Below are 25685 nucleotides of genomic sequence, written 5' to 3'. Positions count from 1 at the left end.
CTATAGCTGCACATAGCGCAACTGGGTATCCACTCGGCGGGAGGGGGTCAGCACTCGACGACGTTGACGCCCACGTTGACCGCCAGGCCTCCGCGCGCGGTCTCCTTGTACTTCTCGGACATGTCCGCACCGGTCGAGCGCATGGTCTCGACCACCTGGTCCAGGCTCACGAAGCCCGGCTCGGACTCCTCGAACAGCGCCATGCGGGCCGCGTTGACGGCGGTGGCGGCTGCGATCGCATTGCGCTCGATGCACGGCACCTGCACCAGGCCGGCGATGGGATCGCAGGTCAGACCCAGGTGGTGCTCCATGGCGATCTCGGCGGCCTTCTCGACCTGCACCGGCGTGCCGCCCATGACCTGGGCGAGGCCGGCCGCAGCCATGGACGACGCCGAGCCGACCTCGCCCTGGCAGCCGACCTCGGCGCCGGAGATCGAGGCCTGCTCCTTGATCAGCGACCCCACGGCCGCCGCGGCCAGCAGGTAGTCCACGGTGATGTCCTCGCGCGAGCGCTTCCCCGGCCCGCGGGCGGCCGGGGTGTAGTGCGTGGCGTAGAACATCACGGCCGGCACGATGCCCGCCGCGCCGTTGGTGGGTGCGGTGACGATGCGCCCGCCCGAGGCGTTCTCCTCGTTGACGGTCAGCGCCACCAGGTTGACCCACTCGACCCAGTGCTGCGGGTCGAAATCGGTGTCGATCGCCTTGAGCCGGGCGTGCCACTCGGGCGCGCGGCGGCGCACTTTGAGCCCGCCGGGCAGCGGCCCCTCGCGCTCCAGGTTGGAGTTCTTGGAGTCCTCCATGACCTGGGCGATCTTGAGCACGCCCGTGCGGACCTCCTCCTCGGGACGGCGCGCCGCCTCGTTGGCCATCGCCAGCTCCGCCACCGAGATGCCATGGGACAGGCAGTGCCCCAGCAGGCCCTCTGCGTCGTCGTACGGATACGGGATGGGAGTGTCGCCCTCGTCCGGCAGAGGATCCTCGCCCTCGACCGGATCGACGACCACGAACCCGCCGCCCACCGAGTAGGCCGTCCGCTCCGCCAGGACGTTGCCGTCGGCGTCGTAGGCGGCCATGGTCATGCCGTTGGGGTGGTACGGCAGCAGCGTGAGCGGGTGCTGGACGATGTCCTCGACGTGGAAGTCGAGCTCGACCGGCTCGTCGACGCCGTCCAGGGCATCACCCAGGCGCAACGGGTGCCCGGCGGCCAGGGCCTCCTTGCGGGAGTCCATGGTGGCGGGCAGGACCTTGTCGGGCTGGTGGCCCTCCAGGCCGATGAGCACGGCGTCGAATGTGCCGTGCCCGCGGCCGGTGGAGGACAGCGAGCCGTAGAGGTCGACCGCGATGCGGTCCAGTCGCGACAGCAACCCCTCGCCCACCAGATCGGCGACGAAGTCGGCCGCCGCGCGCATGGGGCCCACGGTGTGGGACGACGACGGGCCCACGCCGATGCTGAAGAGATCGAAGATGCTGACGGTCATGTGATGCTCAGTCCTCCTGTGCTGCGGCGTAGTCCTCGGGGCTGAGCAGCTCGCCCTCGGACTCGACCTCGACGGTGAAGAGCCAGGCAGCGCCGTAGGGATCCTCGTTGAGCAGGCCCGGGCTGTCGACGACGGCGTCGTTGATCTCCACGATCGTGCCCGTGACGGGCGAGTACAGCTCGGAGACCGACTTGGTCGACTCGACCTCGCCGCAGACCTCGCCTGCGGTGACGGATGCGCCGGCCTCGGGGAGGTCGACGTAGACGACCTCGCCCAGGGCGTCGACGGCGATCTGCGAGAGGCCGACCTTGGCCGGCGAGGAGGAGTCGATCCACTCGTGCTCAGCGGAGTAGCGGTAGTCCTTGTTGACCTTGTCCAGAGCGCTCATTGCCTGGTCCTTCCATGGTGGGGTCCTGCTGCGGGGTGGTGTCCAGCGCCGGGGCGGGCTGGCGTCATGCGGCGAGACAGCTGTCGCGCTGTCAGCTCTCGCGCTTGTAGAAGGGGAGCTTGACGACGCGGAACGGCGTGGGCTTGCCGCGCAGGTCCACATCGAGCTCGGTGCCGGGCTCGGTGAGCTCGGGAGAGACGAAGGCCAGGGCGATCGCGTGGCCCAGGGTGGGGCTCGGGGCGCCGGAGGAGATCTCGCCGACCTTCTCGCCGTCCTTGAGCACCGCGTAGCCCGGGCGGGCGGCGCGCTTGCCGTCGTTGACCAGGCCGACCAGCTTGGAGGAGGGACCCTCCTCCTTGATCTTCGCCAGGGCCTCGCGGCCCACGAAGGAGTCCTTGGTCTTCAGCGCGACGATCGGCAGGTTCGCCTGGTACGGGTTGATGTCCTCGGAGAGCTCGTGGCCGTGCAGCGGCATGCCGGCCTCCAGGCGCAGCGAGTCGCGTGCGGCCAGCCCGCAGGGGACCAGGCCATGGGGCTCCCCGACCTTCTCGAGGACGCTCCACAGGCGCTCGGCCGCCGTCGGGTCGGACTCGATGTCGATGTAGATCTCGAAGCCGTCCTCGCCGGTGTACCCGGTGCGGGCCAGCTGCACGGGCAACGGGCCCTCGGGGGTCGTGAAGACGGCGTCCGTGATGGCGTAGTACTTCACGTCCTTCACGGCCTGCGCGGACTGGGCCTCCACGGCCTCGAGCAGCACGGCCTCGGAGGCCGGGCCCTGCACGGCGATCAGCGCGGTCGCCTCGGTGCGGTCCGTGATGGTGACGTCGAAGACGGTGCCGTCGGCGGCCGTGGTGCGCTCCTGGAACGCGGCCAGCGCGGCCGGGGTGTTCGACGCGTTGGGCACCACCAGGAAGGTCGTCTCACCCAGTCGGTAGGTGATCAGGTCGTCGATCACTCCGCCGGCCTCGTTGCACAGCAGCGAGTACTTGGCCTTGCCGATCTCGATCGCGGACAGCCTGCCCACCAGCGCGTAGTCCAGGAACGCGGCGGCATCGGGGCCCTCGATGAGCAGCTCGCCCATGTGGGAGAGGTCGAACTGACCGGCGGCCTCGCGCACGGCCCTGTGCTCCGCCATGTCCGAGCCGTAGCGCAGGGGCATCCACCAGCCGCCGAAGTCGGTGAAGGAGGCGCCCAGCCGCTCGTGGACGGGGGTCAGAGCCGTGGGACGGGATGCTGCTTCGGTGCTCATCGTGCGCTCTCCTGGCTAGGCTGGACGGTGGTCTTGGTCTCGCTGTCAGCCTGGGGCTCGGCGGAGGTGTCCGGCTCGGTCTCGTCGACCGTCTCGAAGGCCTCGGGCGGCGGGCAGCTGCACACGAGGTTGCGGTCGCCGTACGCGCCGTCGATGCGACCGATCGGAGGGAAATACTTGTCCACCCGCAGGCTCGGCACCGGGAAGGCCGCGGTCTCGCGGGAGTACGCGCGGTCCCAGTCGTCCGAGACGAGTGCTGCGGCCGTGTGCGGGGCGTGGCGCACGACGGAGTCGGCCTCCTCGACCTCGCCGTCGACGACCTGCTGGATCTCGCCGTGGATCGAGATCATGGCCTCGATGAAGCGGTCCATCTCGGCCTTGTCCTCGGACTCGGTCGGCTCGACCATGAACGTGCCGCTGACCGGGAAGGACTCGGTGGGCGCGTGGAAGCCGTAGTCGATCAGGCGCTTGGCCACGTCCGCGACCTTGATGCCCGACGCATCCGTGAGCTTGCGCAGATCCAGGATGCACTCGTGGGCGACCAGGCCGTTCTCGCCCGTGTAGAGCACCGGGAAGTGCTCGTTGAGGCTGCGGGCGATGTAGTTCGCGTTCAGCAGGGCCACGGCGGAGGCGCGGGTCAGGCCGTCGCCGCCCATCAGGGCCAGGTAGGCCCACGAGATCGGCAGCACGCCGGTGGAGCCCCAGCGGGTGCTGGTCACGGGCAGGCCGCGGCCGTTCGCGGCGGCATCGGTCGGCTGGTCGACGTCGTGGCCGGCGTCCGAGGCGCCGCCCACTGTCGGGCGACCGGGATCGCCCTCGAGCGGATCTCCGGGCAGGAAGGGCACCAGGTGCTCGGCCACGGCCACCGGGCCGACGCCCGGGCCGCCGCCGCCGTGCGGGATGCAGAAGGTCTTGTGCAGGTTCAGGTGCGAGACGTCGCCGCCGAACTGGCCCGGCTGGGCGAGTCCGACCATGGCGTTGAAGTTCGCGCCGTCCAGGTAGACCTGGCCGCCGGCGTCGTGGATCTTGCCGCAGACCTCGCGGACGTCCTCCTCGAACACGCCGTGCGTGGAGGGGTAGGTGATCATGATGCCGGCGATCGCGCCCTCGTTGTCGGCGATGGCCTTGTCCAGGTCCTCGTGATCGACGGTGCCGTCGGGCGCGGTCTTCACGACGCGCACGCGCAGCCCGGCCAGCACCGCGGAGGCGGCGTTGGTGCCGTGGGCCGAGGCGGGGATCAGCACGAGGTCGCGAGCCTCGTCGCCGCGGGAGATGTGCCAGCGGCGGATCGCCAGCAGGCCGGCGAGCTCGCCCTGGGAGCCGGCGTTCGGCTGGATCGAGACCTTGGCGTAGCCGGTCAGCTCAGCCAGGCGGGACTCGAGGTCCTCCACCAGGTGCTGCCAGCCCTGCATGCGCCAGGCCGGGGAGTACGGGTGGACGTCCGCAAACTCGGGCCAGGTGATCGAGGCCATCTCGACCGCGGCGTTGAGCTTCATGGTGCACGAGCCCAGCGGGATCATGGTGCGATCCAGGGCCAGGTCGCGATCCGCGAGGCGGCGCAGCCAGCGCATCATGGAGGTCTCGGAGCGGTGGGTGTTGAAGACCTCGTGGGTCATGAACTCGGAGGTGCGCACCAGCGCCTCGGGCAGCGCCGGAGCGGCCGTGGGATCTGCCTCGGCCTCGGCCTGCACGCCGAAGGCGCCGAGCACGTCCGCGACGTCCTGCGCGGAGGTGCGCTCATCCGCGGAGACGCCCACGTGGTCGTCGTCCACGCGGCGCAGGTCGATGTCGTTCTCGGCGGCGGCTGCGAGGATCTCGTCGGCGCGGCCCGGGACGCGGGCCACGACGGTGTCGAAGACCTGATCGGAGACCAGCTCGATGCCGGCATTCTGCAGGGCATCGACGATCGTGCGGGCACGGCTGTGGACGCGACGGGCGATCCGGCGCAGCCCGTCCGGGCCGTGGTAGACGGCGTAGCAGGCGGCGACCTCGGCCAGCAGCGCCTGGGCGGTGCAGATGTTGGAGGTGGCCTTCTCGCGGCGGATGTGCTGCTCGCGGGTCTGCAGGGCCAGGCGGTAGCCGGGGCGGCCGGTGTCGTCGTGGGAGACGCCGACCAGGCGGCCGGGCAGGCTGCGCTGCAGTTCCGAGCGCACCGCCACGAAGGCGGCGTGCGGGCCGCCGGCGAACAGCGGGACGCCGAAGCGCTGCGAGGTGCCCACGGAGATGTCCGCGCCCATCTCGCCCGGGGACTTCACGAGGGTCAGGGCCAGCAGATCGGCCACGACGGTCGCCACGGCGCCGGCGCCCTTGGCCTGGGCGATGACGTCGGTCCAGTCGTGGACCTTGCCGGAGGAGCCCGACTGCTGGAGGATCACGCCGGCGATGCCGTTCTCGCGCTCGAGCTGCTCCTGCGGGATGCCCTGCGAGAGGTCCAGGATCTCCAGGTCCATGCCCACGGCGCGGGCGCGGCCCGGGAGGACGGCCAGGTGCTGCGGGAAGAGATCCGCATCCACCAGGATCGCGCCGTTCTTGGCCTTGCGGTTGGCGCGCTTCATCAGCAGCGCGGCCTCGACGACGGCGGAGGACTCGTCCAGCAGCGACGCGTTGGCGATGTCCAGGCCGGTGAGGTCCTGGACCATGGTCTGGTAGGTCAGCAGCAGCTCGAGGCGGCCCTGCGAGATCTCGGGCTGGTACGGGGTGTAGGCCGTGTACCAGGCCGGGGACTCGAGCAGGTTGCGCTGGATGACCGCGGGGGTGTCGGTGCGGTAGAAGCCCTGACCGATCATCGGGCGGCCCGGCTCGTTCTGATCCGCGATGCCGCGCAGGGCGCTGAGGACCTCGGCCTCGCTGAGGGCGTCGGGAAGGTCCAGCTCGCGGTCCATGCGGATCGACGCCGGCACGGCCTGATCCACGAGCTCCGCCAGCGAGCCCACGCCCACGGCGCTGAGCAGCTGGTCGATCTCCTGGCCGCGCGGGCCCACGTGGCGGTCCACGAAGGCCAGTGCGTCGGAGCTGACGCCCGAGGCGCTCACGGCGCTGTCAGCAGGTGCGGAAGGGCTCATTGGGGAACTCCTTGGTCTGAGGGGGCATGCCCCGGCCGGTTCCTCCCCGCTCTGTCATGGGACCTGAGAGTTTCCGCGGGTGGGCCCGCTTGCTCCGTCGGTGCCGGTCACGACCTGGGGGTCGAACCCGGGCTTTCCAGAGGTGCCGAGCGATCCCGGTGCCGGTGCCTGAGAGTTTCCCGGGGAGGGTTGCTCCTACGGCGCCCGCACGGCGGTGTCCGCGGGGTCTCTCCCGGAACCGCTCATCGGCGTGGTCTGTCGTCTTCCGGTGTGAGGGTACCCCGCGTCACAGAGCGTCTCCAAGATGACGGAGTCTCTGTGGCCTCACCCAGATTTGTAGCCTGAAGACCCCCCCCAGTGCCCACCAGCGGCGCCGTTCAGATCCCCCGAACAAAGGCCTATCGCCCATATGACCCCCCACGCCGCAGGAAGGCCCCAGCGTCCTGCTGCCCTGTCCTCGACCGCCGCCGGACACGGCCCCTCACGCCGCGCAGTCCTGGCAGCCACGGCGGCGGCCCTCACCGTCAGCGCCGCCGGGGCAGCGGCGACGCAGGCTTCGGCCGTCGAGCGGCCGATCGTGCTGTGGGGCAGCTCGTCCGCCGCCTCCTACGCCAGCGCAGTCACCGACGGCTTCCGCGTGGTCCATCTGGACACCGAGCTCGCCAGGCTGCTGGGAACGACCGTCACCTCGGAGGCCACGCCCGCCGCCCGGTCGCCCGAGATCCTGATGGCCCGCTCCGAGAAGGCCGCCGCGCGCCTGGACTTCCGCTACATGGGAGCAGCCGGAATGCTCCCCGCCTCGGGCACCCTGGTCCTGCCCACCCTGGATCGCCGCGTGCCCGAGTCCGGTCGCTCCTACCCCGGCACCATCGACGGAGTTCCGTTCGATCTGCGATACGTCCCCGGCACCCACCGCAAGGTGGAGATCCGCCGCGCCTCCGCTGGCTCCCCCGTGCACGTGGGCGTCTCGGCTCGGTCCCGCTGGGTGACCGACCTGGAGGCGCGACACCGCGGCAGCACGCACCTGCTGTGGATGGGCAAGAACAACATCGGCGACATCGATCGCGTCCTGGCCGATACCCGCGCCGCCTATGACGTGGAGCCCGAGTCGACGCTCGTCCTGGGGCATTGGAAGAACTTCCTGGACACCCCCGGCACCGCAGCCTATTCCCAGGTGGACACCGTCAACCGGGCCTATGCCCGCGAGTACGGGGCTCAGTACCTGGACATCAATGCCGTGCTCACGGATCCGCAGCGCTGGCAGCATCCCGAGCTGCGCCGCTACAGCATCGGCTCCACGGCCCCCGACCGTCAGCGCGCGTCATGGGGCATGGCCCCGCTCGAGCTCAAGGGCGACAACTACCACCTCAACCGCTTCGGCTACCTGATCGTCGCGACCGCCATCGCCGAGAAGCTGCGCGCTCTCGGCTGGTACTGAGCCGACGGCCCCGAAAGGACTTCTCATGGCGACATTCCGGGACATCAGCAGCCGATCCGCCTTCGCGGCGGAGATCGGGTGGGTCTCCGAGCTCGGCTACCTCCGCGGCTGGGGCGACGGCAGCTTCCGGCCCCTGAGCACCATCAAGCGCGACGCCATGGCCGCGGTGTTCCACCGCATGGCCGGCTCGCCGGACTTCACCGCGCCGAGGCGATCGCCGTTCACCGACGTGCGCCCCGGCCAGCAGTTCTACCGGGAGATGTGCTGGGCGCGGGAGCGCGGTCTGCTCAACGGCTGGAGCGACGGCACGTTCCACCCGCTGGACCCGATCGACCGCAATGCCACCTGCGCGCTGTTCTACCGCGCGGCCGGGTCTCCGGCGTTCGCCGCACCGGCTCGTTCGCCCTTCCGGGACCTCACGCCGCGCTCCGCGTTCTACAAGGAGATCTGCTGGGCCCGCAGCGTCGGGATCACCACCGGCTGGGCGGACGGGGCCTTCCGCCCGCTGGAGTCCACAGCGCGCAATGCCATGGCGGCGTTCATCAGGCGCTTCGACCTGGCCGTGGGCTGAGGCCGCATGGGATCGTCGTCCGCATGACGACGAATCCCCTGACCTCAGCCGCCGTCGAGCAGCTGCAGTGGCACTGGCAGAACCTGCTGCGCCCGCGACTGGAGGGACTCACGGACGAGGAGCTCCTCTGGGACCCCACCGGGGATGACCAGCAGGCGTGGACGGTGCACTCCGCCGACGAGCAGCGCACCGCGCACCAGGCCGGGGCCGGTGACCTGGTCATCGACTTCGACCTCGTCGAGGGGCAGCCGCAGCCGTTCACGACGATCTCGTGGCGGCTGGGGCACGTGATCGTGGGCGTGCTGGCCGCGCGCAGCCACAGCCACTTCGACGGCCCCGAGGCCTCCTACGGCACGTGGGAGTTCGCGGGCACCGCCGACGAGGCCCTCGCCCAGCTCGATCGCGAGGTCGAGCGCTGGCTCGACGGCCTGCGCAGCGTGGACGACGAGCGCATGCAGCAGCCGTGCGGACCGGCCGAGGGCCCGTGGGGCGATCGGCCCTTCGCTGACCTGGTCCTGCACATCAACCGCGAGGTGATTCACCATCTGGCCGAGGTCGCGCTGCTGCGGGATCTCTGGGCCCATCGCGGCTGAGGCTCAGCAGCCGGCTCCACCCGGGTTCTCGAAGCAGTCGTCGGCGTAGTTGCGCACGGTCGAGCGCCAGACGCTCAGTGCGACGGGGTCGCTGCTGACCGTGCTGGTGCCGTCGACCGGCAGCCAAGGGCCGCCGCTGATCGAGTACTCGCCCGCGAACTCAGTGGTCAGCACCACCGAGACGTCGCCGGTGTCGGCGTACTGGTGACTCGTATCGGTGGGCTCATCCCACGATCCCGCAGGAAGCGGACCGCCGCTGAGCTCCGTGGGGCCGAAGGTCGTCCCATCGCCGTAGTCCCAGGTGTACGACACCGGGGTCACTCGCACCTGGACGGGGAAGCCCGCCAGTTCGGTGTCGAAGACCTGGTCCTCCGCTGAGGCGTACATGTTGGTGTGCAGGCCCACGAGCGTGTCCGGCTCCGGCTCCACCGCAGTCACCGCCGGACTCACCTCGAGCCGACGGAGGTCCTCGACGGTGAAGACCGGCAGCGGCATGGGCTCATCGCCCTCGGGGACCTGATCCGCTGGCGAGCAGATGGGCCTTGTGGCCCTCTTTGCTTCAGCCCCAGGCTCGGCGTATTCGACATAGAGGTTCTGCCCCTGTGATCCATCGAGAAGGGTGCAGGACTCCCTCGCCTCGCACGCTTCGGCATTCGAACCTCCCGCGCAGAGGTCGACCAAGGAGTAGTTGCCGGGATCAGCCGAAGGTGTCGAACGATTCGCCCCTCCGGCAAGACGATCATCATAGTTGCTCTGAACGGCGAACTGGCGGAGCATTCTGTCGCGAAGCTCACCCTCTTCCTCGACCCAACTCCCTGCTTCACCCCCCACACCTATGTCTTGAACGGGAGGAGGCATGTCACTGCGAGATTGAGGCCTAGAAACCGAAGGGCTCGCCCCTCCACCATTCGATCGTATACGGATATCAACAGACCCCCCAAGTGCCTCTGCAGACGACGCGTATGATCCATTCGCGAAATTTCGTCCACCCCGTTCCCCGGGATCAGCTATCGCTTCCTTTGGGTCAAGAGCAGCTAGGGCCAGCGTGATTAGGCCGACGACCAACAGACCACGCACGAAGTCCTGGCTCACGCGGGTTCGTCCGTAGACAAAACATATACCCACCCGTCATCCGCATGAGCCATGTGGACATAAACCACACTGTCTTTGGGGTCAATGGGTGGATATTTTTCCTCAACCTCCCCATTCGGCCCCCAAACTGTCATCCCCTCATACCCATTACTTACACGCGGCGACGGGAATCCGTAAGAATTAACCGGCATATCCTTGTCGATGATATCCAATTCATCACGCCCTGCAGAGGCCCACCCCCCGCTTTCATAAATCGCGTCAATGTCGTCATATTCTTCGTAGCAATTGCCGCATTCTTCCGCGGTGATCTCCCGGATCAGAGTGGTGTCACCCGTCTGATAGGCATATGCGCGCGCGTCGGCCAGGTAGTCGAGGAAGGCCTGGGCCCCCTCGTACGACTCCTCATCAGCCAGCGCCGGCTTCTGGGGCTTGGGGACGTTCTGGGCAGGCCCGTCGGCGGATGCCTCCACGTACTCGCCATCGGCGCCCGGGGTCTTCTCGGCCGACGCCTCGGAGGAGGACGAGGAAGAGGCCGCCTCGGAGGCCGTGCTGCTGGAGGCGTCGTCGGGGCCGTCGTCCGCCGGGGCGCAGGCCGTCAACAGGACTGCTGCGACCATTGCGGTGGCAGGCAGGACGAGGGATCTCGCGGTCATCGGATGGCCTCCGGCTCGATGCCCCTGCAGTCTCAGGTGCATGACGACAAGTGTCGTGATCGTATGCCGCAGTCACAGCGTCACGACAGGGGGTCGTCGAGACCTGTGGATGACCCGGATGAACATGCGTCACAGCAGGTCACGGGTCGAATCTTCATGAACAGTCACGGCAGAAATCCGTCGCCTGCACCCATCGACCCGAGGCCATGCGGACCGCTAAAGTGACCGGCGCGTAGATCTCTTCTCGCGCCCCTCAAGCATCTGATCCCGGGCACTCGCCCCGCTTGAACAGGACTGCCGTGCGCCTCTCTTCCCAGCCGTCATCGGCCTCGCGCGACGACGATGATTCGCTGCTGCGCCCCTGGCACAACAGCACGATCAACTCGTCGCGCCTGCTGCTGGCCCTCAAGGCGGCGCTGGCCTGCATGCTCGCCTACATGGTCGCTCCGTTCATGCCGGGCGTCGTGGCGCAGTACCCCTACTACGCCCCTCTGGGCGCGCTCGTGGCGATGTACCCGAGCCTCACGGGCTCGCTGCGCACTGCGGGGCAGACGCTTCTGGGACTGGGCGTGGGCATGCTCCTGGCCCTGACAGTCCAGCTCACGCCGTGGCCGGTGGTCATCACCCTGTTCCCCGCCATCGCACTCGGCGTCATCCTGGCGGGCGTCCGCAGGTTCGGGGCCGGGGCGGACTACATCCCCATCACCGCGCTGTTCGTGCTGGTGGTGGGCGGGCCCAACGCCGACAACTACTCCCTGGGCTACATCGTCCAGATGGCCACCGGCGCCACGATCGGGCTGATCGTGAACTACGTGGTGGCTCAGCCCGTCGACTTCCGCTCCGCGTCCCTGGAGCTGGGGCGGATCGAACGGCTGATGGTGTTCTACCTGCGCGACGTCGCCATGGAGGTCCGCACGCCCGGCTCCACCTCGCGCACCGACTGGGTGGAGGTCAACTACCAGCTCGCCTCGGTCGCCGCGGAGGTCCGCGGCGTCGTCGAAGCCACCGCCTCCACCGCCAAGGGCAACCCGCGCATGATGCTGCCCAACAAGAAGGGTCAGGACCCCGGTCTGGCCCGTCTGATCCGCGTGGAGCACGTCTCCTTCTACATGCGCGACCTCACCGACGCCCTGCGCAGGCTGTTCGCCGAGGACGGCTCCCACATGGTGGTCCCCGCCGACGTCTCCCGCGAGCTCGAGCGCGCGCTGCGCGCCGTCGCCGAGGTCATGCGCGTGGCATGGAAGGTGGACACCGAGTCGTTCTCGACCATGACCACCTCCCTGTCGATCGTGCCGCTGAACCTGGACGACGAGGAGAAGGACGAGGTCCAGATCCTGGCCGCGCGGGCCCGTGCGCGGGTGAGCGATCTCTCGAACGTCCTGGAGGACCTCGAGATGCGCAACACCTGGGACCACTGGTGGCTGGTCACCGTGGGCACAGACCTGGAGCGCGTTCTGCAGGTGGTCACGACCCACGGCGCGTCGAACCCGCCGCCCAAGCCGCGCCGGTCGTTCCGACCGCGGCGCACCGCGCAGGGCAGTGGCACGCAGCACGAGCGGCGCCTGCGCTGATAGCGCGTCCGGCACCGGGTCTAGAGTGGGGCGCACTTCTCAGCACCAGGAGGCCCCCGTGCACCAGCCCCACCCCGCGGAGCCGGGATCTGCCGCACCCGAATGGGTGCCGCACCCCGACAATGCGGTGATCGCGCGCAGCGGTCTCGAGAACTTCGAGAGGGTCTTCGGCCGCAGGCCGGAAGGCATCTGGCAGTCCCCGGGCCGCGCGAACCTCAACGGAGAGCACATCGACTTCCTGGGCGGGCGCTGCCTTCCGCTGGCCCTGCCCTACGGAACGCTCGTGGCTGCAGCACCGCGCACCGACGGCCTCCTGCGCATGCGCACCCTGGAGCCCACGCTTGACGAGGGGATTCTCGAGGTCCGCGTGGAGGACATCGGCCCGGGCCGTCCCGAGGGCTGGACCGGCTACGTGGCCGGCGCCCTGTGGGGCCTGCACGAGGTCGCGGAGTGCACCCCCGGGACCAGCATCCCCGAGGGCTTCGGAGCCGACATGCTGATCCGCTCCACTCTTCCCGTGGGCGGCGGCCTGTCGTCCTCGGCCGCGCTGGAGTGCGCCTCGATCCTCGCCTTCGCGGGGATGATCACCGGCTCCGACGAGCACGACGACGCCCGCCGCGCAGCCCTGGCCCACGCCTGCATGATGGCGGAGGTCCGCGTGGTGGGTGCCAACACCGGCGGGCTGGATCAGACCGCGAGCCTGCGTTCCCACGCCGGCCAGGTGGTCTCCCTGGACTGCCGCGACTTCTCGATCACCTACCGCTCGGCCGACGCGCTGCTGGATGGGCACCGGCTGATCGGCGTGGACACGCGCACGCCGCACTGGCTCGGCGGGCACGAGTTCTCCTCCCGCCGCCTGGACGCCGAGGCAGCCGCCCGATTCCTGGGCGCCGACCGCCTGCGGGACCTCCTGCCGGAGACACCGTCCCAGGACGACGTCGAGACCGTCCTGCGACGCTGGGAGGATGCCGCGCCCACCGCCGAGCAGCTCGAGGGCCGCGACCCCGGCGACGCCTTCCGCCGCCTGCGCCACGCCCTCACGGAGATGCTCCGCTCCGAGCAGATCGACGCCCTGCTCGCCGGCGAGACGGGGGTTTCGGTCCCCTGCGCCGTCGGGCGGATCCTCACCAGCGGACACGCCTCCATGCGCGACGACGCCGAGGCCTCGTTCGCCGCCGCCGACCTCATCGTGGACACAGCGCTGTCCGCCGGCGCCGACGGCGCAAGGCTGATCGGCGGCGGCTTCGGCGGCTCGGTGCTCATGCTCGTCCCGGAGCGCAATGTGGAGGCAGTCACGGAGGCCGTGGCCGCAGCGGTCGTCCGGGCGCAGCTGCCCAGCGTGCGCTTCCTGGACCTCAGGCCCGCCGATTCGGGCCACGTGGTCTGCCGGGACTGCCTGGAGCTCGCCGGGATGGGCTGCAACTGACACGCGGCGGCGCCACCGGTCCGGGGACCGACGGCGCCGAGCAGTGCGATCGAGCGATCAGCGGCGGTGGATCCGCTTCAGCTCCCCACCGGCGAAGGACTCCTCGATCTGCTCGAGCGAGCGGCCCTTGGTCTCGGGGACGAAGCGCCAGAAGAAGAACAGGCATGCCGCGCCCAGGGCCGCGAACAGGAAGAACGTCACCGTGATGCCGGTGGCCGAGACCACCTGCGGGAACAGCAGGGTCACCGTGGCGTTGGCCAGCCACATCATCAGCACCGAGATCCCGATGCCCGCCCCGCGGAACTTCAGCGGGAAGATCTCGGCCAGGATGATCCACGCGCCGAAGCCGATCGAGGCCTGCATGCAGCCCACGAACAGCACCACGAAGATCAGGATGAAGATCGCCCGCCCCAGCCCCTCAGGCAGCAGCAGTGCGCTCAGCCCGATCAGCAGATGCATGGACGTGATGCCCGTGAAGCCGAAGATCATCAGCCGTCGTCGTCCCACGCGGTCGATCAGGGCCATGCCGGTGAGCATGCCGATCACGGCGATCACGCCGTTGGCCACGTTGGCGATCAGGGCGGCCGAGGATGAGAAGCCCGCCTGCTCCAGCAGCAGCGTGCCGTAGTACATGACGGAGTTGATGCCGGAGAGCTGCTGGGACACGGCCACGCCGATGCCGATCAGCAGCACGCGGCGCACCCAGGGCTCGTTGCGCAGAGTCGCCAGCCCGCCCTCGTGCTCAGCCGCATCGCGAGCGGCCAGCTCCTCGACCTCCACGAGCTCTGCCTTGGCGCGCTCCGGAGTGCGGACCCGCTGCAGGACCTTCAGCGCGGCATCGCGGTCGCCCTGGGCCAGCAGCCAGCGCGGCGACTCCGGCATGCGCAGCATCCCGAAGAACAGCGCCAGCGCTGGCAGCGCGGCCACGGCCAGCATCACGCGCCAGTGCCCGGGGACCTCGTAGAACGCGCTGCCGATGATCGCGTTGATCAGGAACGCCAGCAGCTGACCGACCGCGATCATGACCTCGTTGCGCCCGGACATGGCCCCGCGGCGCTCGGTGGGGGCCATCTCCGAGAGGTAGACCGGCACGGTGACCGAGGCTCCGCCCACAGCCAGGCCCAGGACCACGCGGAAGGCCACCATGACACCGGCTGTCGGGGCGAGCACGCAGCCCAGGGCGCCGACGAAGAAGAGGACCGCCATGGCCAGGATCGTGCGCCGACGTCCCCAGCGGTCCGAGCAGCGCCCGCCGATGATCGCGCCGGCTGCAGCGCCGATCAGCAGCGACGACGTCACGACGCCCTGCTCCATCGGGGAGAGATCCAGCGCCCCAGGCTCCGACATGGGGCCCAGGGCGCCGTTGATCACGCCGGTGTCGTAGCCGAAGAGAAGGCCGCCGAAGGTCGCGATGACCACCAGCTTGTCCAGGAAGCGCGAATGCTTCCCGGACGTCAGGGGAGGCAGGCCTGTGCCCTGCGCCCGACCGGTTCGCACCTGACTCATTCTCAATCCTCCGCGACCTCGCGGAACCTCCATGTCCCGCGTCTTCGGAGACTGACACTAGCCCGATCCTCGAGATGGCACGCGCCGGGGCCGGTCCCTGCATGGCAGACGACGGCCGCGAACGAGCTTCCAGCTCGCTCGCGGCCGTCGTCGTGACCGTGCGCCTTCTGCAGGCGCCCTGATCAGGAAGCGGAGATAGCCTCCGCGATCGGGGTGTCGCCGTCCACAAAGTTGATCTTGCGCCCGATCGTGGTGTCGTCCGACAGGACCGCATGGGCCACAGCGGCGACGTTGGCGCGCGAGGTGTCGGCGTTGTCCGGCTGCTGGCCCTCGGGCAGCACGGTGATCTTCCCGGAGGCGTCGTCGAGGGTCAGCATGCCCGGGCCCAGGATGGTCCAGCGCAGCGAGGACTTCTTCAGGTGCTCATCCGCCTGGGTCTTGCCCTCGGCATAGGCGAAGAAGTCGTCGGATTCGTCCACGCCGTGATCCGGACCGGCGCCCAGGTAGGACACCATCACGTACCGGCCCACGCCGGCCTTCTCGGCGGCGTCCATGGTGCGGATCGCGGCGTCGCGGTCCACCGCCCAGGTGCGCTCGGGGTCGCCGCCGCCGGCGCCTGCGGACCAGATGACGACGTCCACGCCCTCGAACTCGTCCGAGAGCTGCTCGGTGGACAGCTGCTGGACGTCGAGGACCTTGGCGGTGGCCCCGGTCTGCTCGATGTCCTCGACCTGGTCCTGGCTGCGGATCCACGAGGTGACCTCGTCGCCCGCCTCGACCAGCAGGGGAGCCAGCCGCAGCGCGACCTTGCCGTGGCCGCCGATGATCGCAATGTTCGTCATGATCTGCTCCGTTTCCCGGGGGCGGTTCGAGACCCGTCCCCGTCCTCGAGTGATGCCTCCATCATGCCTCCGCCCCTCGCCGCGATGAAGGGTGTTCGCCGACGGCCGCACCACCCCTTCGCGAGCGTGACGTGCTCGGTCGTCATGCCCGTGCTCGAGTGCGGCATCAGGGGTGATCGGGCGGCAGGATAAGCGCATGTCCTCCCTCACCTCCCCCCGGACGTCGTCGGCCCCCGCCCGACGCCGCGCCCTCGCCGCCCTCGCCCTGGCCGTCGGACTCGCCCTGAGCGCGTGCGTCGGACGGTGCACAGCCCTGCCGTCGGAAAGCACTCGTGTGTAGGCTCGGCGCCGTGACTGATCAGACGCATGACGATGCCCAGCTCGACGCCGTCCGCTCCGGCTACGCCTTCTCCGGACCAGCCCTGAACCTGGGGGCCGCGGTCTCCGGCGGCACCCCGGTCCCGGACGCGCAGGTCGGCCTGCCCCTGGGTTCCATGAACCGCCACGGGCTGATCGCGGGAGCCACCGGCACCGGCAAGACCAAGACCCTGCAGGCCATGGCGGAGCAGCTCTCGGAAGCCGGGGTCCCCGTCTTCCTCTCGGACATGAAGGGCGATCTCTCCGGGCTGGCGGCGGAGGGCCAGCCCAGCGACAAGATCACGGAGCGCGCCCGCAGCATCGGCCAGGAGTGGATTCCCACGGCCTCCCCGGTCGAGTTCCTGGCCCTTGGCGGCGAGGGCAGGGGCGTTCCGATCCGCACCACGGTGACGTCGTTCGGCCCGGTCCTGCTGTCCAAGGTCCTGGGTCTCAACGACACCCAGGAGTCCGCCCTGGGGCTGATCTTCCACTACGCCGACCAGGCCGGTCTGGCGCTGCTGGACCTCAAGGACCTGCGCGAGGTCATCATGTTCCTCACCTCGGAGGAGGGGAAGGACGAGCTGGACGGCATCGGCGGCGTCTCCAAGCAGACCGCCGGTGTGATCCTGCGCCAGCTGACCACGTTCGCCAACGGAGGCGCAGAGGTCTTCTTCGGCGAGCCCGAGTTCGACACCCGCGACCTGCTGCGCAGGGCAGAGGACGGCCGCGGCGTCATCTCCTGCCTCGAGCTGCCGGGGGTGGCCAGCCGCCCCGAGCTGTTCTCCACGTTCCTGATGTGGCTGCTGGCGGACCTCTTCCAGGACCTGCCGGAGCTCGGCGATCCCGAGAAGCCGGAGCTGGTGTTCTTCCTCGACGAGGCCCACCTGCTCTTCGACAACGCCTCCAAGGCATTCCTGAGCGCGATCGAGCAGACGGTGCGCCTGATCCGCTCCAAGGGCGTGGGCATCTTCTTCGTGACCCAGACCCCCAAGGACGTGCCCGGCGACGTCCTGGGGCAGCTCGGCAACCGCGTCCAGCACGCGCTGCGCGCGTTCACCCCGGACGACGCCAAGGCCCTCAAGGCCACGGCTCGCACCTACCCCAAGTCCGAGTACGACCTCGAGGAGCTGCTGACCCAGCTGGGCACCGGCGAAGCGATCGTGACCGTGCTCTCCGAGACCGGCGCGCCCACCCCCGTGGCCTGGACCCGGATCCGCACGCCTCGCAGCCTCATGGCCACCGCCCCGGAGCAGGTCTTCGACTCGGTGATCTCGTCCTCACAGCTGGCGCCGAAGTACTCGGAGGCCGTGGACCGCGAGTCCGCCTACGAGATCCTCACGGCCCGCCTGCAGAAGGGCCAGGACCAGGAGGCGCCTTCGTCTGTGGACGACGACCGTCCCGCCCGCGAGGCGAGGCCGCAGACGGAGCGCCGCGACGACGACCGTCACGACCGCGGCGACGGCGGCGGCTTCCTGGACAACCCCGCCGTCCGCTCGATGATGCGCTCGGCCGGCACCGTCCTGGGCCGGGAGATCACGCGCACGCTGTTCGGCACCGCGCGGCGGCGCCGCTGATCAGGGGGAGCCGTCGGCCTGCCCGGGCGTCGTGAGCTCTCCGTCGCTCACGCCGAACCGGCAGCTGGCGGCTCGCTGGGCGATGCCCGGGGCGTCCGCATCCTCCTCGAGCAGGATCAGCGTGTGAGTGCCATCGGCGACCTCGCCCAGGCGGGCTCTGCCGTCGTCGTCGACCCGTCCGCTGCCCTGCTGCCCCGGGCCTTCGAGCCACCACTGCGCCGGGCCCGGTGCACCCTCCTGCTCGGCGAGCACTGCCACCGCGCTGCCCTCATCGATCTCGAGCTCCTCGAGTGACAGCCCTCTCGACTGATCGAGCGCCGGATCGCTGATCACGCCGCCGCTCTCGCCGACGACGACCCGCGAGCTCGCCAGCCCGGAGATGCGGCCGGAGGAGTCCACGGACACCAGTCCGACCGCGTACTCGCCCTCCTCGAGAGCCTCGGTGTGCGCGATCCCGCCGGTGAGCACCTCGGTGCGCACGATCTCACCGTCGTCCAGATCGGCGATGCGCACATGCACGCCAGGCGGCAGCTCGCGGAGAGGGATGTCGCCGTCGGGCGCGTCCTGCGCCTCGTCGGAGGGTTCGGTGCGCAGCACCGAGCCCCCGATGCCAGCGGTCGTGATCGTGAGCTGATCGCTGCCCGAATCGGCCGTGACCTGGACGTCCATGGCTGCGGGCGACGAGCACTGCGCGCCCTGCCCGCCCGACGGCGAGCTGCTGACCGCCGAGCATCCGCTCAGCATCATCGCGGCCGCCCCCGTGAGCGCCAGCACCGCTTGCCGCCCCGACCTTGTCACCGGACTGCCCCCCGCTGCTCCTGCCATGTCCCCCTACCGTCCTGCCGCGAAGTCCCGCAGTCTCTGTGAGCTGCTCAGCTGCAGCACGTGCTCGGACTCCTGGCCCTCGTAGAAGATGATGTCCATCTTCGCGACCCCCGGAGCAGCGATGGCAGCCACCAGGTCCCGCCGGGCCCTCTCGCCTTCGTCGCTGTAGATCCACTCCCAGACATCGGAGTACATCCGCGACGGCGCGGCGCCGGGCACGGAGAGCTCGATCCGCGATCTCGGCCCTCCTGGCCCGGGGATCGGCCGCACCAGCACCTGATCTGCCGGGGCATCGAGCTGCATGACCTGCCCCCGCAGAACCGCGATCAGCTCCTTCGACGCGCTGCCGAGCAGCGTGTCGACGGTCTCGACCCACACCGAGGCATGGGTGAGCAGGCGGGAGAACCGGCTGCGCTCGTCGAGGGCGTCGAACCACAGGCCGATGCTGCCGGGCCCCAGCTCCCTGTGCTCGACCTGCAGGCGCAGGCCCCTGACCGTGCGCTCGGCCTGCTGTGCATGGACCACGGCGTCGAAGGCTGCGGCGAAGATCCGGGCGATCCCGGCCCGGGAGCGCTCGATCGTGGCGGGCTCCACGTGCGCCGGCTGCCCCTGCTGATCGAGCACGCGGATGCGCACTCGCCAGGCGGTGGGACTGTCGGTGAGGTAGGGGTCATCTGCACGCTGACCGGGAGTCATGGGCCGGGCCCTCCGGGTCTGGGACGACGGGGCCGCCGTCTGCGGCAGCTCATGAAGGGGTCCAGTCAGGGTATCCACCGGCCGCTGCAACAGGCTGCCCGGAGCCCTCGAAGGCCGTCCCCGCTAATGGCGACAGACGATCTCTGCCTTCTGTGTCCGCCCAATGGAGCCCAGATGAGAAGAGAGCCGCTCGGCGCCAGGCTCTGGCGTCGAACGGCTCTCTGTCTGTCCCCCTCCCGCACCGATTCGCTCCAGTTGGACGACGCACCACCACCGTCCTCCCGGTGCAGGAAGCTCCAGCGGCGCGAACCCTCCAGTCGACGCCGCTGCCCTCGTTGCCGAGGTGATGACTACTCAACACCGCGCACCTGAAGCAGTCCTGGACTCGACTTGCACCCCGGCGGGGGAAGCACTGGGGATTGCCTGAACACCGCATTCGGCTCCGATGTGATCGGCGGCACGGCCTCATCGCCGAATCGGAGGTGAATTCTTGCCCTCGGCCCTCCGCACCGTGTCCGACTCGTGTACCGTCGATACTAGTTGTCGTACGACCCCCGCTTTTGACGGGACCACTGCCGCGCACCCAGCGGTCGACGTAGTCCACTCGGATGTAGTCATGTGGAGCACGACGGCACGCGAGCACCGAGAGTCGGTGCTTCGCCACCGTTCCGGAAGGATCGACCAGAACAATGCAGACCGGCACCGTCAAGTGGTTCAACGCCGACAAGGGCTTCGGCTTCATCAGCCCCGATGACTCCCAGCAGGACGTCTTCGCTCACTTCTCCGCCATCAACGGCAACGGCTACCGTTCGCTCGAGGAGAACCAGCGCGTGGAGTTCGAGGTCCAGGAGGGCCCCAAGGGCCTCCAGGCCGCGAACATCACCGTGATCAACTGATCACCTGATACTTCGCTGAAGGCGCCCGGTGCGATCGCACCGGGCGCCTTCAGCATTCCCGGATCGCGCAGTGCGCGCTCGACGGCCGCGTCCCGCGACCGGACCAGCCGCAAGCCGGGTGACGCGGGATACGCTGGGACCAGAAGCCGGGCGGCGACGCCCCGGCCCACACGTCAGCCCCACGAGCACAGAGGAGTCCCACGTGCCGCACAACTCCATCCCCGGACACGGCGAGTTCCACGAGACCCCCGCAGCCGGCACCCCCACGGCCATCGCCGCTCAGCACGCCGGCACCACCCCCGACGCCTTCGCGGCCGAGCACGGCCAGCCCGCGATCTCGGATCCGAATGCCGCAGCCCGCGGCCCCCTGGGTGATGACCGCTCCGACGCAGGCTCCGCCGACCGCCGCCGCGGGCGCCGCCGTGCCGGCCGCAGCCCCTGGTACGACGACGACCGCTTCGGCCTGGCCGTCTCGGGCCTCGTGATCATCGGCGGGCTCGTGGCTGCCTGGTACGTCCACCGCGCCGACGAGGACTGAGGCCGCAGACGCGCTGCTCGCAGCAGCGCACGAAGGGGGCGCCGGCAGATGCCGGCGCCCCCTTCGTCGTCCCCGCCCCCCCCTCCAGCCCGCAGGCTCAGGCAGATCTCAGAGCAGCGGTCGCAGGGGAGCCAGCGCCCACTCCCCCATCCAGGCCAGCGGATGACGCTCGTCCCACTCCTGCTTGGTGATCCGCCAGCAGTTCTCGCTGTCGAACTCGAAGATCCGCTCCATCACGGCCGCGAGGTCGTGGTCGACGATCTCGATGTTGACCTCGTAGTTGAAGCTCAGGGACAGGCGGTCGATGTTCGCGGTGCCGATCGTGGACCAGACGCCGTCGATGGTGGCGGTCTTGGCGTGGATCATGGCGTCCTTGTAGAGCAGGACGGTGATGCCCTCGCGCAGCAGCTGCGCGTAGAACCCGCGCGAGGCCCAGTCGGCCAGGACGTGGTTCGAGTCCATGGGGAACATCAGACGGACGTCCACGCCGCGGTTCCGGGCGCGGATCAGGGCATCGAGGATCTGCTGGTCCGGGATGAAGTAGGCCGTGGAGATGTAGATGGACTTGGCCGCCTGGTCGATGGCCTGCAGGTACATGTTGCGGATGGGGTAGACGCGGCGCACGGGCATGTTGGTCAGCACCCGGATCCGGGACTCCCACTCCACCGGATCCAGACGGGCGATGGGCTCGCAGCCCCCGCGCCGCACCGCGATCGAGTTCCAGGAGGACACGAACGCCTGACGCAGCAGCCACGAGTCCGCGCCGCTGATCTTGAGGTGGGTGTCCCGCCACTCGGTGGCGTACGTGGAGCCCAGGTTGTAGCCGCCGACGTACGAGTACTCGTCGTCCACGATGAGCAGCTTGCGGTGGGTGAGGCCGCTGGAGCGCAGGGGGGTCACGAGCAGCTGAGGGCGCACCACGGGGAAGCGGTAGTGCTCGACTCCCGGTCCGAACCGGTAGAACCGCGGGTCCACGACCATGTTGCCGACGCCGTCGTACATCACCTTCACGTCCACACCGCGAGCGCCTGCTCGGTTGAGGGCATCCAGGAAACGCTTGCCGTAGTCATCGCTCTTCCAGAGGTAGGTCTCCAGGTACACCGTGCGCTCGGCGGCATCGATCGCGGCGATCATGTCGTCGTAGAGCTCCGCGCCGAAGGTGAAGACGTCCATGTCCGAGCCGGCGACGTCGGCGGCGTAGTGCCCAGGCTTGGGGAAGCCAGAGCGAGTCTTGCGGCCGCGCTTCTTCACCGCGTCGTAGCCGACCAGGGTCGCGATGGTGGCGAACTGGACGCCCACCACCCCGACAGCGGCTCGCGTGGCAGTCGTGGTGATGGCCCGTCGCAGCGGCTGGGGGATTCGTCGGAGCATGCCTCAGAGCCTACGCGAGCCGCAATGGGAGGATCGTGGGAGGATGGCCCCCGTCCTCCCCGCCCCTTGTGAGCGGGCACTCGAGCCCTAGGGAACCGCCAGCGTGACCCGTTCCGTGACCCTCCAGCAGCCCCGCCTCACGGTGCTGCACGTCATCCGGCGAGCGGTCATGAAGCTCATCTACATCCAGGTGTGGGACCAGGCGGCGTCCATGACGTTCTTCCTGCTGCTGTCGATCGCCCCGCTGCTGATCTCGCTGGTCTCGATCATCAATCTGCTGGGACTCGAGGAGTCCGTGCTGCGCGGGATCGTCGACCTGGTGAGCGTGCTCTTCCCGCCCGTGGACCCCGGCGCCCTGACCGACGCGCTGCACTCCCTGAACCCCGACGGCGGCACCGTGGCCGGAGCCGTCCTGGGATTCATCGGCACGCTGATCGCGGCGTCGAACTCCGTGGCGGCCTTCCACCGCTCCATGCACCGCATCTACGACACCCGCGAAGGCCGGCAGTTCCTGCCGTTCCGTACGATCGTGTTCTTCGAGACCATCGCGCTGCTGGTGGCCGTGGCGGCCGCGGCTCTGCTGATCACGGTCGGCGGGGACATGGCGGCGGCGCTCGGCGAGGCGCTGGGCTTCGACGAGACCGTGGTGGCCGCCTGGAACCTCCTGCGCTGGCCGCTGCTGCTGTTCGTGCTCGTGGTCTACGTCAACGTCGCCTACCACATGGGCCCCAACGTGGAGCTGCCGCGGTTCGGGATCATGAGCGCCGGGTCGCTGGTGAGCGTGGGCGCCCTGTTCGCGATGGCCGTGCTGCTGGGCTGGCTGAGCTCGCTGGCCGGAACCGTGGACGCGCTGCTGGGCACCCTCAACGGCGTGACGATCCTGCTCGTGCTCGCCTGGTTCGCAAGCATCGTGCTGATCGCCGGGGCCGCCCTGGATGCAGAGCTGCTGCGCGCCCGCCAGCTGGCGATCGGGCTGCGCGCCTGGGATCGCATCGACCTGCGCCCCCGCAACCGCTGGACCCTGGACTTCCTGCGCGAGGACCGCCGGATGGCCGGCAAGCTCGGGCGAATCGTGGCCGACAGCGCCCTGGACGATCTGCCGCGGCGGCTGCCCCGCTCGCTGTGGCTCACCGAGGCCGACAGCCCCTTCGCCGTCACCGGCACCCCGGCCATGCAGGAGAGGCTCCGGGAAGCCGCCGACGAGGAGCGGGCCCGGGAGGAGTCTCCCGAGGCCGACGAGAGCTCAGCCCAGGCCTTCCGCGTGGCGCTCGTGCACAGCTGGGACGAGCTGCGCGGGGCCACATCCCGCGCCGTGCACCGCGGCGGGTCCACGGCCGTAGGGGCGCTGCAACACCAGCTCGATCGACGCCGTCGCGGCGCAGAGGCCGGCTCCGCTGCGGAGGCTTCGCCCCGGGAGCAGCCGTCCGGGGGCTCGTCGTCGGCCGCGGAGCCGGAAGACGACGACGCCCCGGCCGCTGCCGAGGGGCAGGGACCGGGGCGTCGGGGCTGATCGCTCAGCCTGCGGGGATCAGCGTGCGGCCGGCTTGGCCTTGATCGCCTGGATGATCCACATGACGTTCACGGCGATGAACGCGATGCCCACGAGGATCACCAGGATGGCGACCCAGCCGTAGTTGAAGGCGCTGATGAACGCGCCCAGTGCCCCCAGGGAGCCCAGGATCGCCAGGATGATGCCCACGATCCGTCCGGCACCCGGCTTGCTGTTGAGCAGGAACAGCACCAAGGCGTAGAGCCCCAGGGTGATGATCCAGCTGATGATGTTGAACACGCCGATCGCGAGTCCGCCGGCGGTCTGACCGCCCAGGTCGATCCCGAACTGCTCGGCCGCGTCTGCAGCCTCCTGCAGGGAGAGCGCATAGGCCATGGTGGTGCGGCCGAGCACCTGCACGATGCCCAGCAGCAGGAACAGCCCCGCCGAGGCGAAGAGCAGGGTGCGCAGGCGACCCGCGTTGGCGAACGCCGCGCCCGAGGCCGCTCCGCCCGCTGCAGCGCCACCGGCCCACTGGTTCCCGCCGCTCGGCTGGTACTGCGGCGCCTGGCTGCCGCCGCCTGCTGGCTGATACTGCGGGGCCTGGCTGCCGGGCTGCCCGCCGTACTGCTGGCCGCCGTACTGAGGCGCCGAGGGCTGCTGGGCGCCGCCGTACTGCGGAGCCGACGGCTGCTGGCCGTAGGGGCTGGACGGCTGAGCGGAGCCGTAGGACGGCTGCTCCCCATAGGGCGAGGGCTGCTGCTGGTCACCGTAGGCGGGCTGCTGCGAGCTGTAGGAGGGCGTCTGCTGGCCGTACGACGGCTGCTCAGCCGACTGGCCGTAGGACGGCGCCTGCTGCGTGCCGGACTGGTCGTAGCCCTGCTGCCCCTGGGCGGAATAGGAGGACTGCTGCTGAGCGGAGGCGTCGTAGGTCGGCTGGGAGTACGAAGGCGCTGCGCCCTCGCCCGCGGCCGGGACGGCCGTGGAGCCGGAGCGCTGCGCGTCTGCGGCCCCGGCCTGGCCCTCAGCCGGCTGCTGCGAGCCGTAGGCGGGAGCGCTGTAGGCGCCCTGCGGGGCGGAGGTCTCGGCGGAGTCTGCGGTCTGCGCGGAATCCGCGGCGGCCTCCCGGTTCACGGCCTCGGGCTCGGACGGGGTCTGCTCCGCCGGGGCGCCGTACTGCGGCGCCTGGTAGCTGGGGGCCTCGTACCGGGGCTGCTCGCCCTCGGGGCGGGCGTCGTCGTGGGGGTTCTGCGACACGTCGTGCTCCTTCTCTGGAATGCTGGATGGACCGGCGAGGCATCGCGCCGTTCCCGAGTTCTGGCGCCAGCCTACTGAGATGAGCGGTCCCCCGCGCCCAAGACGACGACGTGGCCGTCATGAGCGCGAGGGACCGCGACTCGGGAGCCCGCTGAGCTCAGCGGGCGGCCTTGAACCAGTCGGCCACGCGGCCGTTGAAGGCCAGCACGAGCCAGTAGATGTTCACGACGAGGAACAGGACGTTGAGGATCAGCCCGACGATGGACATGGCCCCGCCGATCTGCAGGCTCATCCCGGAGGTCGCCAGGCCGTAGATCGTGAAGAGCACGGCGATGATGGCGAAGACGATGCCCAGGATGCGAGCCCAGTTCTTGCCCTTGGGCACGCCGACGAGCACCAGGATGTAGGGAACCAGCGCCACGACGGCCATCACGACGGTCGTGATGACGCCGATGGTCCCGGCGGAAGCCGCTGTCTGAGACGCCATCTCCTCGCCCATGCCGCCGTCGATATAGGCCTGCCGCATCTGCTCCTCGAACTCGGGCGACAGCGACATGATGATGCCCGGGATGATGGAGAGCAGCCAGATCACCAGCGAGGCGATCGTCATCTTGTGCAGGGTGGCGACCTTGGCGGGCCGGCCCTGCTCGAAGGACTGCTGGGGGTTGTAGGCGGCGGTGCCGTACTTGCTGCCCTGGCCGTAGTCGGGGCCCGGAGCGTTCTGAGGGGTGTTCGTCATGACATCTCTCCTTGTGGTGCGGACTTCTCGGATGGGAACCAGGAGCCGGCGGCCGAGCGGGGAGCCCGGCCGCC

At 69.8% G+C, this 25685-nt stretch carries 22 protein-coding genes and 1 riboswitch; of the genes, 9 read left to right on the top strand and 13 right to left on the bottom strand.

The window, feature by feature from the left end; all coding sequences use genetic code 11:
* Positions 1–47: 47 nt before the first annotated feature.
* The 4 genes from RF645_RS06860 to gcvP form a co-directional block, all read right to left on the bottom strand.
* Positions 48–1478 (bottom strand): L-serine ammonia-lyase, encoded by a 1431-nt coding sequence (locus tag RF645_RS06860; protein WP_368818849.1) that lies wholly within the window; start codon positions 1476–1478, stop codon positions 48–50.
* Between the two features lie 7 nt (positions 1479–1485).
* Positions 1486–1857, bottom strand: coding sequence for a glycine cleavage system protein GcvH (gcvH, locus tag RF645_RS06855; RefSeq protein ID WP_368818860.1), 372 nt, complete (start codon positions 1855–1857; stop codon positions 1486–1488).
* A 100-nt stretch (positions 1858–1957) separates the two neighbouring features.
* Positions 1958–3115 (bottom strand): glycine cleavage system aminomethyltransferase GcvT, encoded by a 1158-nt coding sequence (gcvT, locus tag RF645_RS06850; RefSeq protein ID WP_368818848.1) that lies wholly within the window; start codon positions 3113–3115, stop codon positions 1958–1960.
* Complete coding sequence (gene gcvP, locus RF645_RS06845; protein WP_368818847.1) at positions 3112–6177, bottom strand: aminomethyl-transferring glycine dehydrogenase; 3066 nt, start codon at positions 6175–6177, stop codon at positions 3112–3114. The genes gcvT and gcvP overlap by 4 nt, the downstream gene beginning before the upstream one ends.
* A 41-nt stretch (positions 6178–6218) precedes the next feature.
* Positions 6219–6327, bottom strand: a riboswitch (glycine riboswitch).
* A 259-nt stretch (positions 6328–6586) separates the two neighbouring features.
* Here gcvP and RF645_RS06840 point away from each other — a divergent pair.
* Genes RF645_RS06840 through RF645_RS06830 form a run of 3 tightly spaced genes read left to right on the top strand, consistent with a single transcriptional unit; the run spans position 6587 to position 8779 of the window.
* Positions 6587–7615 carry a hypothetical protein gene (locus RF645_RS06840; protein WP_368818846.1) on the top strand — a complete coding sequence of 343 codons (1029 nt, stop codon included), beginning with the start codon at positions 6587–6589 and terminating at the stop codon, positions 7613–7615.
* Positions 7616–7640: 25 nt separating this feature from the next.
* Positions 7641–8186 carry an S-layer homology domain-containing protein gene (locus RF645_RS06835; protein WP_368818845.1) on the top strand — a complete coding sequence of 182 codons (546 nt, stop codon included), beginning with the start codon at positions 7641–7643 and terminating at the stop codon, positions 8184–8186.
* 23 nt (positions 8187–8209) lie between these two features.
* Entirely contained in the window at positions 8210–8779 is a 570-nt protein-coding gene (locus tag RF645_RS06830; protein WP_368818844.1) for a DinB family protein, read from the top strand.
* A gap of 3 nt (positions 8780–8782) precedes the next feature.
* Here the strand turns inward: RF645_RS06830 and RF645_RS06825 are convergent, their stop codons facing one another.
* On the bottom strand, positions 8783–9274 hold the full coding sequence (locus RF645_RS06825) for a hypothetical protein (protein WP_368818843.1): 492 nt from the start codon (positions 9272–9274) through the stop codon (positions 8783–8785).
* Positions 9275–9867: 593 nt separating this feature from the next.
* The gene (locus RF645_RS06820; protein WP_368818842.1) at positions 9868–10524 is read right to left on the bottom strand and encodes a DUF6318 family protein; all 657 of its coding nucleotides are present in this window, start codon (positions 10522–10524) and stop codon (positions 9868–9870) included.
* A gap of 299 nt (positions 10525–10823) precedes the next feature.
* On the opposite strand from RF645_RS06820, the gene RF645_RS06815 reads away from it, so the two are divergent.
* Together RF645_RS06815 and RF645_RS06810 are read left to right on the top strand one after the other, a co-directional pair.
* Complete coding sequence (locus tag RF645_RS06815) at positions 10824–12095, top strand: aromatic acid exporter family protein (RefSeq protein WP_368818841.1); 1272 nt, start codon at positions 10824–10826, stop codon at positions 12093–12095.
* Between the two features lie 58 nt (positions 12096–12153).
* The gene (locus tag RF645_RS06810) at positions 12154–13521 is read left to right on the top strand and encodes a galactokinase (protein WP_368818840.1); all 1368 of its coding nucleotides are present in this window, start codon (positions 12154–12156) and stop codon (positions 13519–13521) included.
* Positions 13522–13578: 57 nt separating this feature from the next.
* On the opposite strand, the gene RF645_RS06805 is transcribed toward RF645_RS06810, so the two are convergent.
* Positions 13579–15027 (bottom strand): sugar porter family MFS transporter, encoded by a 1449-nt coding sequence (locus RF645_RS06805; protein WP_368818839.1) that lies wholly within the window; start codon positions 15025–15027, stop codon positions 13579–13581.
* Between the two features lie 182 nt (positions 15028–15209).
* A complete protein-coding gene (locus RF645_RS06800) occupies positions 15210–15869 on the bottom strand; it encodes an SDR family oxidoreductase (RefSeq protein WP_040560767.1) in 660 nt (219 codons plus the stop codon).
* Positions 15870–16219: 350 nt separating this feature from the next.
* On the opposite strand from RF645_RS06800, the gene RF645_RS06795 reads away from it, so the two are divergent.
* The gene (locus RF645_RS06795) at positions 16220–17800 is read left to right on the top strand and encodes a helicase HerA-like domain-containing protein (RefSeq protein WP_368818838.1); all 1581 of its coding nucleotides are present in this window, start codon (positions 16220–16222) and stop codon (positions 17798–17800) included.
* Here RF645_RS06795 and RF645_RS06790 read toward each other — a convergent pair whose 3' ends face one another.
* Entirely contained in the window at positions 17801–18574 is a 774-nt protein-coding gene (locus RF645_RS06790) for a hypothetical protein (RefSeq protein WP_368818837.1), read from the bottom strand. It lies immediately after the preceding gene.
* 57 nt (positions 18575–18631) lie between these two features.
* Positions 18632–19321, bottom strand: a complete 690-nt coding sequence (locus RF645_RS06785; RefSeq protein WP_368818836.1) for a hypothetical protein — start codon at positions 19319–19321, stop codon at positions 18632–18634.
* A 689-nt stretch (positions 19322–20010) separates the two neighbouring features.
* Here RF645_RS06785 and RF645_RS06780 point away from each other — a divergent pair.
* Positions 20011–20217: a cold-shock protein gene (locus RF645_RS06780; protein ID WP_006214589.1), complete on the top strand. Its 207-nt coding sequence runs from the start codon at positions 20011–20013 to the stop codon at positions 20215–20217.
* A gap of 202 nt (positions 20218–20419) precedes the next feature.
* On the top strand, positions 20420–20755 hold the full coding sequence (locus RF645_RS06775; protein ID WP_368818835.1) for a hypothetical protein: 336 nt from the start codon (positions 20420–20422) through the stop codon (positions 20753–20755).
* Between the two features lie 108 nt (positions 20756–20863).
* On the opposite strand, the gene RF645_RS06770 is transcribed toward RF645_RS06775, so the two are convergent.
* Positions 20864–22126 (bottom strand): phosphatidylserine/phosphatidylglycerophosphate/cardiolipin synthase family protein, encoded by a 1263-nt coding sequence (locus tag RF645_RS06770; protein WP_368818833.1) that lies wholly within the window; start codon positions 22124–22126, stop codon positions 20864–20866.
* A gap of 103 nt (positions 22127–22229) precedes the next feature.
* On the opposite strand from RF645_RS06770, the gene RF645_RS06765 reads away from it, so the two are divergent.
* Positions 22230–23636 (top strand): YihY/virulence factor BrkB family protein, encoded by a 1407-nt coding sequence (locus tag RF645_RS06765; RefSeq protein ID WP_058871561.1) that lies wholly within the window; start codon positions 22230–22232, stop codon positions 23634–23636.
* A gap of 18 nt (positions 23637–23654) precedes the next feature.
* On the opposite strand, the gene RF645_RS06760 is transcribed toward RF645_RS06765, so the two are convergent.
* On the bottom strand, positions 23655–24872 hold the full coding sequence (locus RF645_RS06760; RefSeq protein WP_368818832.1) for a hypothetical protein: 1218 nt from the start codon (positions 24870–24872) through the stop codon (positions 23655–23657).
* Positions 24873–25029: 157 nt separating this feature from the next.
* On the bottom strand, positions 25030–25611 hold the full coding sequence (locus RF645_RS06755) for a hypothetical protein (protein WP_259904709.1): 582 nt from the start codon (positions 25609–25611) through the stop codon (positions 25030–25032).
* Between the last annotated feature and the right edge of the window lie 74 nt (positions 25612–25685).

The sequence above is a fragment of the Kocuria sp. CPCC 205260 genome (assembly GCF_040981045.1).
Lineage (GTDB): Bacteria > Actinomycetota > Actinomycetes > Actinomycetales > Micrococcaceae > Kocuria > Kocuria palustris.
The sequence above is the reverse complement of the archived record's forward strand: the minus strand, read 5'-3'. Positions and strand labels throughout refer to the sequence as shown.

Excerpts from the sequence above, each read along its gene's own strand:
- RF645_RS06860 (WP_368818849.1), bottom strand. The coding sequence starts at position 1,478 with ATGACCGTCAGCATCTTCGATCTCTTCAGCATCGGCGTGGGCCCGTCG.
- gcvT (WP_368818848.1), bottom strand. The coding sequence starts at position 3,115 with ATGAGCACCGAAGCAGCATCCCGTCCCACGGCTCTGACCCCCGTCCAC.
- gcvP (WP_368818847.1), bottom strand. The coding sequence starts at position 6,177 with ATGAGCCCTTCCGCACCTGCTGACAGCGCCGTGAGCGCCTCGGGCGTC.
- RF645_RS06840 (WP_368818846.1), top strand. The coding sequence starts at position 6,587 with ATGACCCCCCACGCCGCAGGAAGGCCCCAGCGTCCTGCTGCCCTGTCC.
- RF645_RS06835 (WP_368818845.1), top strand. The coding sequence starts at position 7,641 with ATGGCGACATTCCGGGACATCAGCAGCCGATCCGCCTTCGCGGCGGAG.
- RF645_RS06830 (WP_368818844.1), top strand. The coding sequence starts at position 8,210 with ATGACGACGAATCCCCTGACCTCAGCCGCCGTCGAGCAGCTGCAGTGG.
- RF645_RS06825 (WP_368818843.1), bottom strand. The coding sequence starts at position 9,274 with ATGCCGCTGCCGGTCTTCACCGTCGAGGACCTCCGTCGGCTCGAGGTG.
- RF645_RS06820 (WP_368818842.1), bottom strand. The coding sequence starts at position 10,524 with ATGACCGCGAGATCCCTCGTCCTGCCTGCCACCGCAATGGTCGCAGCA.
- RF645_RS06805 (WP_368818839.1), bottom strand. The coding sequence starts at position 15,027 with ATGAGTCAGGTGCGAACCGGTCGGGCGCAGGGCACAGGCCTGCCTCCC.
- RF645_RS06800 (WP_040560767.1), bottom strand. The coding sequence starts at position 15,869 with ATGACGAACATTGCGATCATCGGCGGCCACGGCAAGGTCGCGCTGCGG.
- RF645_RS06785 (WP_368818836.1), bottom strand. The coding sequence starts at position 19,321 with ATGACTCCCGGTCAGCGTGCAGATGACCCCTACCTCACCGACAGTCCC.
- RF645_RS06780 (WP_006214589.1), top strand. The coding sequence starts at position 20,011 with ATGCAGACCGGCACCGTCAAGTGGTTCAACGCCGACAAGGGCTTCGGC.
- RF645_RS06770 (WP_368818833.1), bottom strand. The coding sequence starts at position 22,126 with ATGCTCCGACGAATCCCCCAGCCGCTGCGACGGGCCATCACCACGACT.
- RF645_RS06755 (WP_259904709.1), bottom strand. The coding sequence starts at position 25,611 with ATGACGAACACCCCTCAGAACGCTCCGGGCCCCGACTACGGCCAGGGC.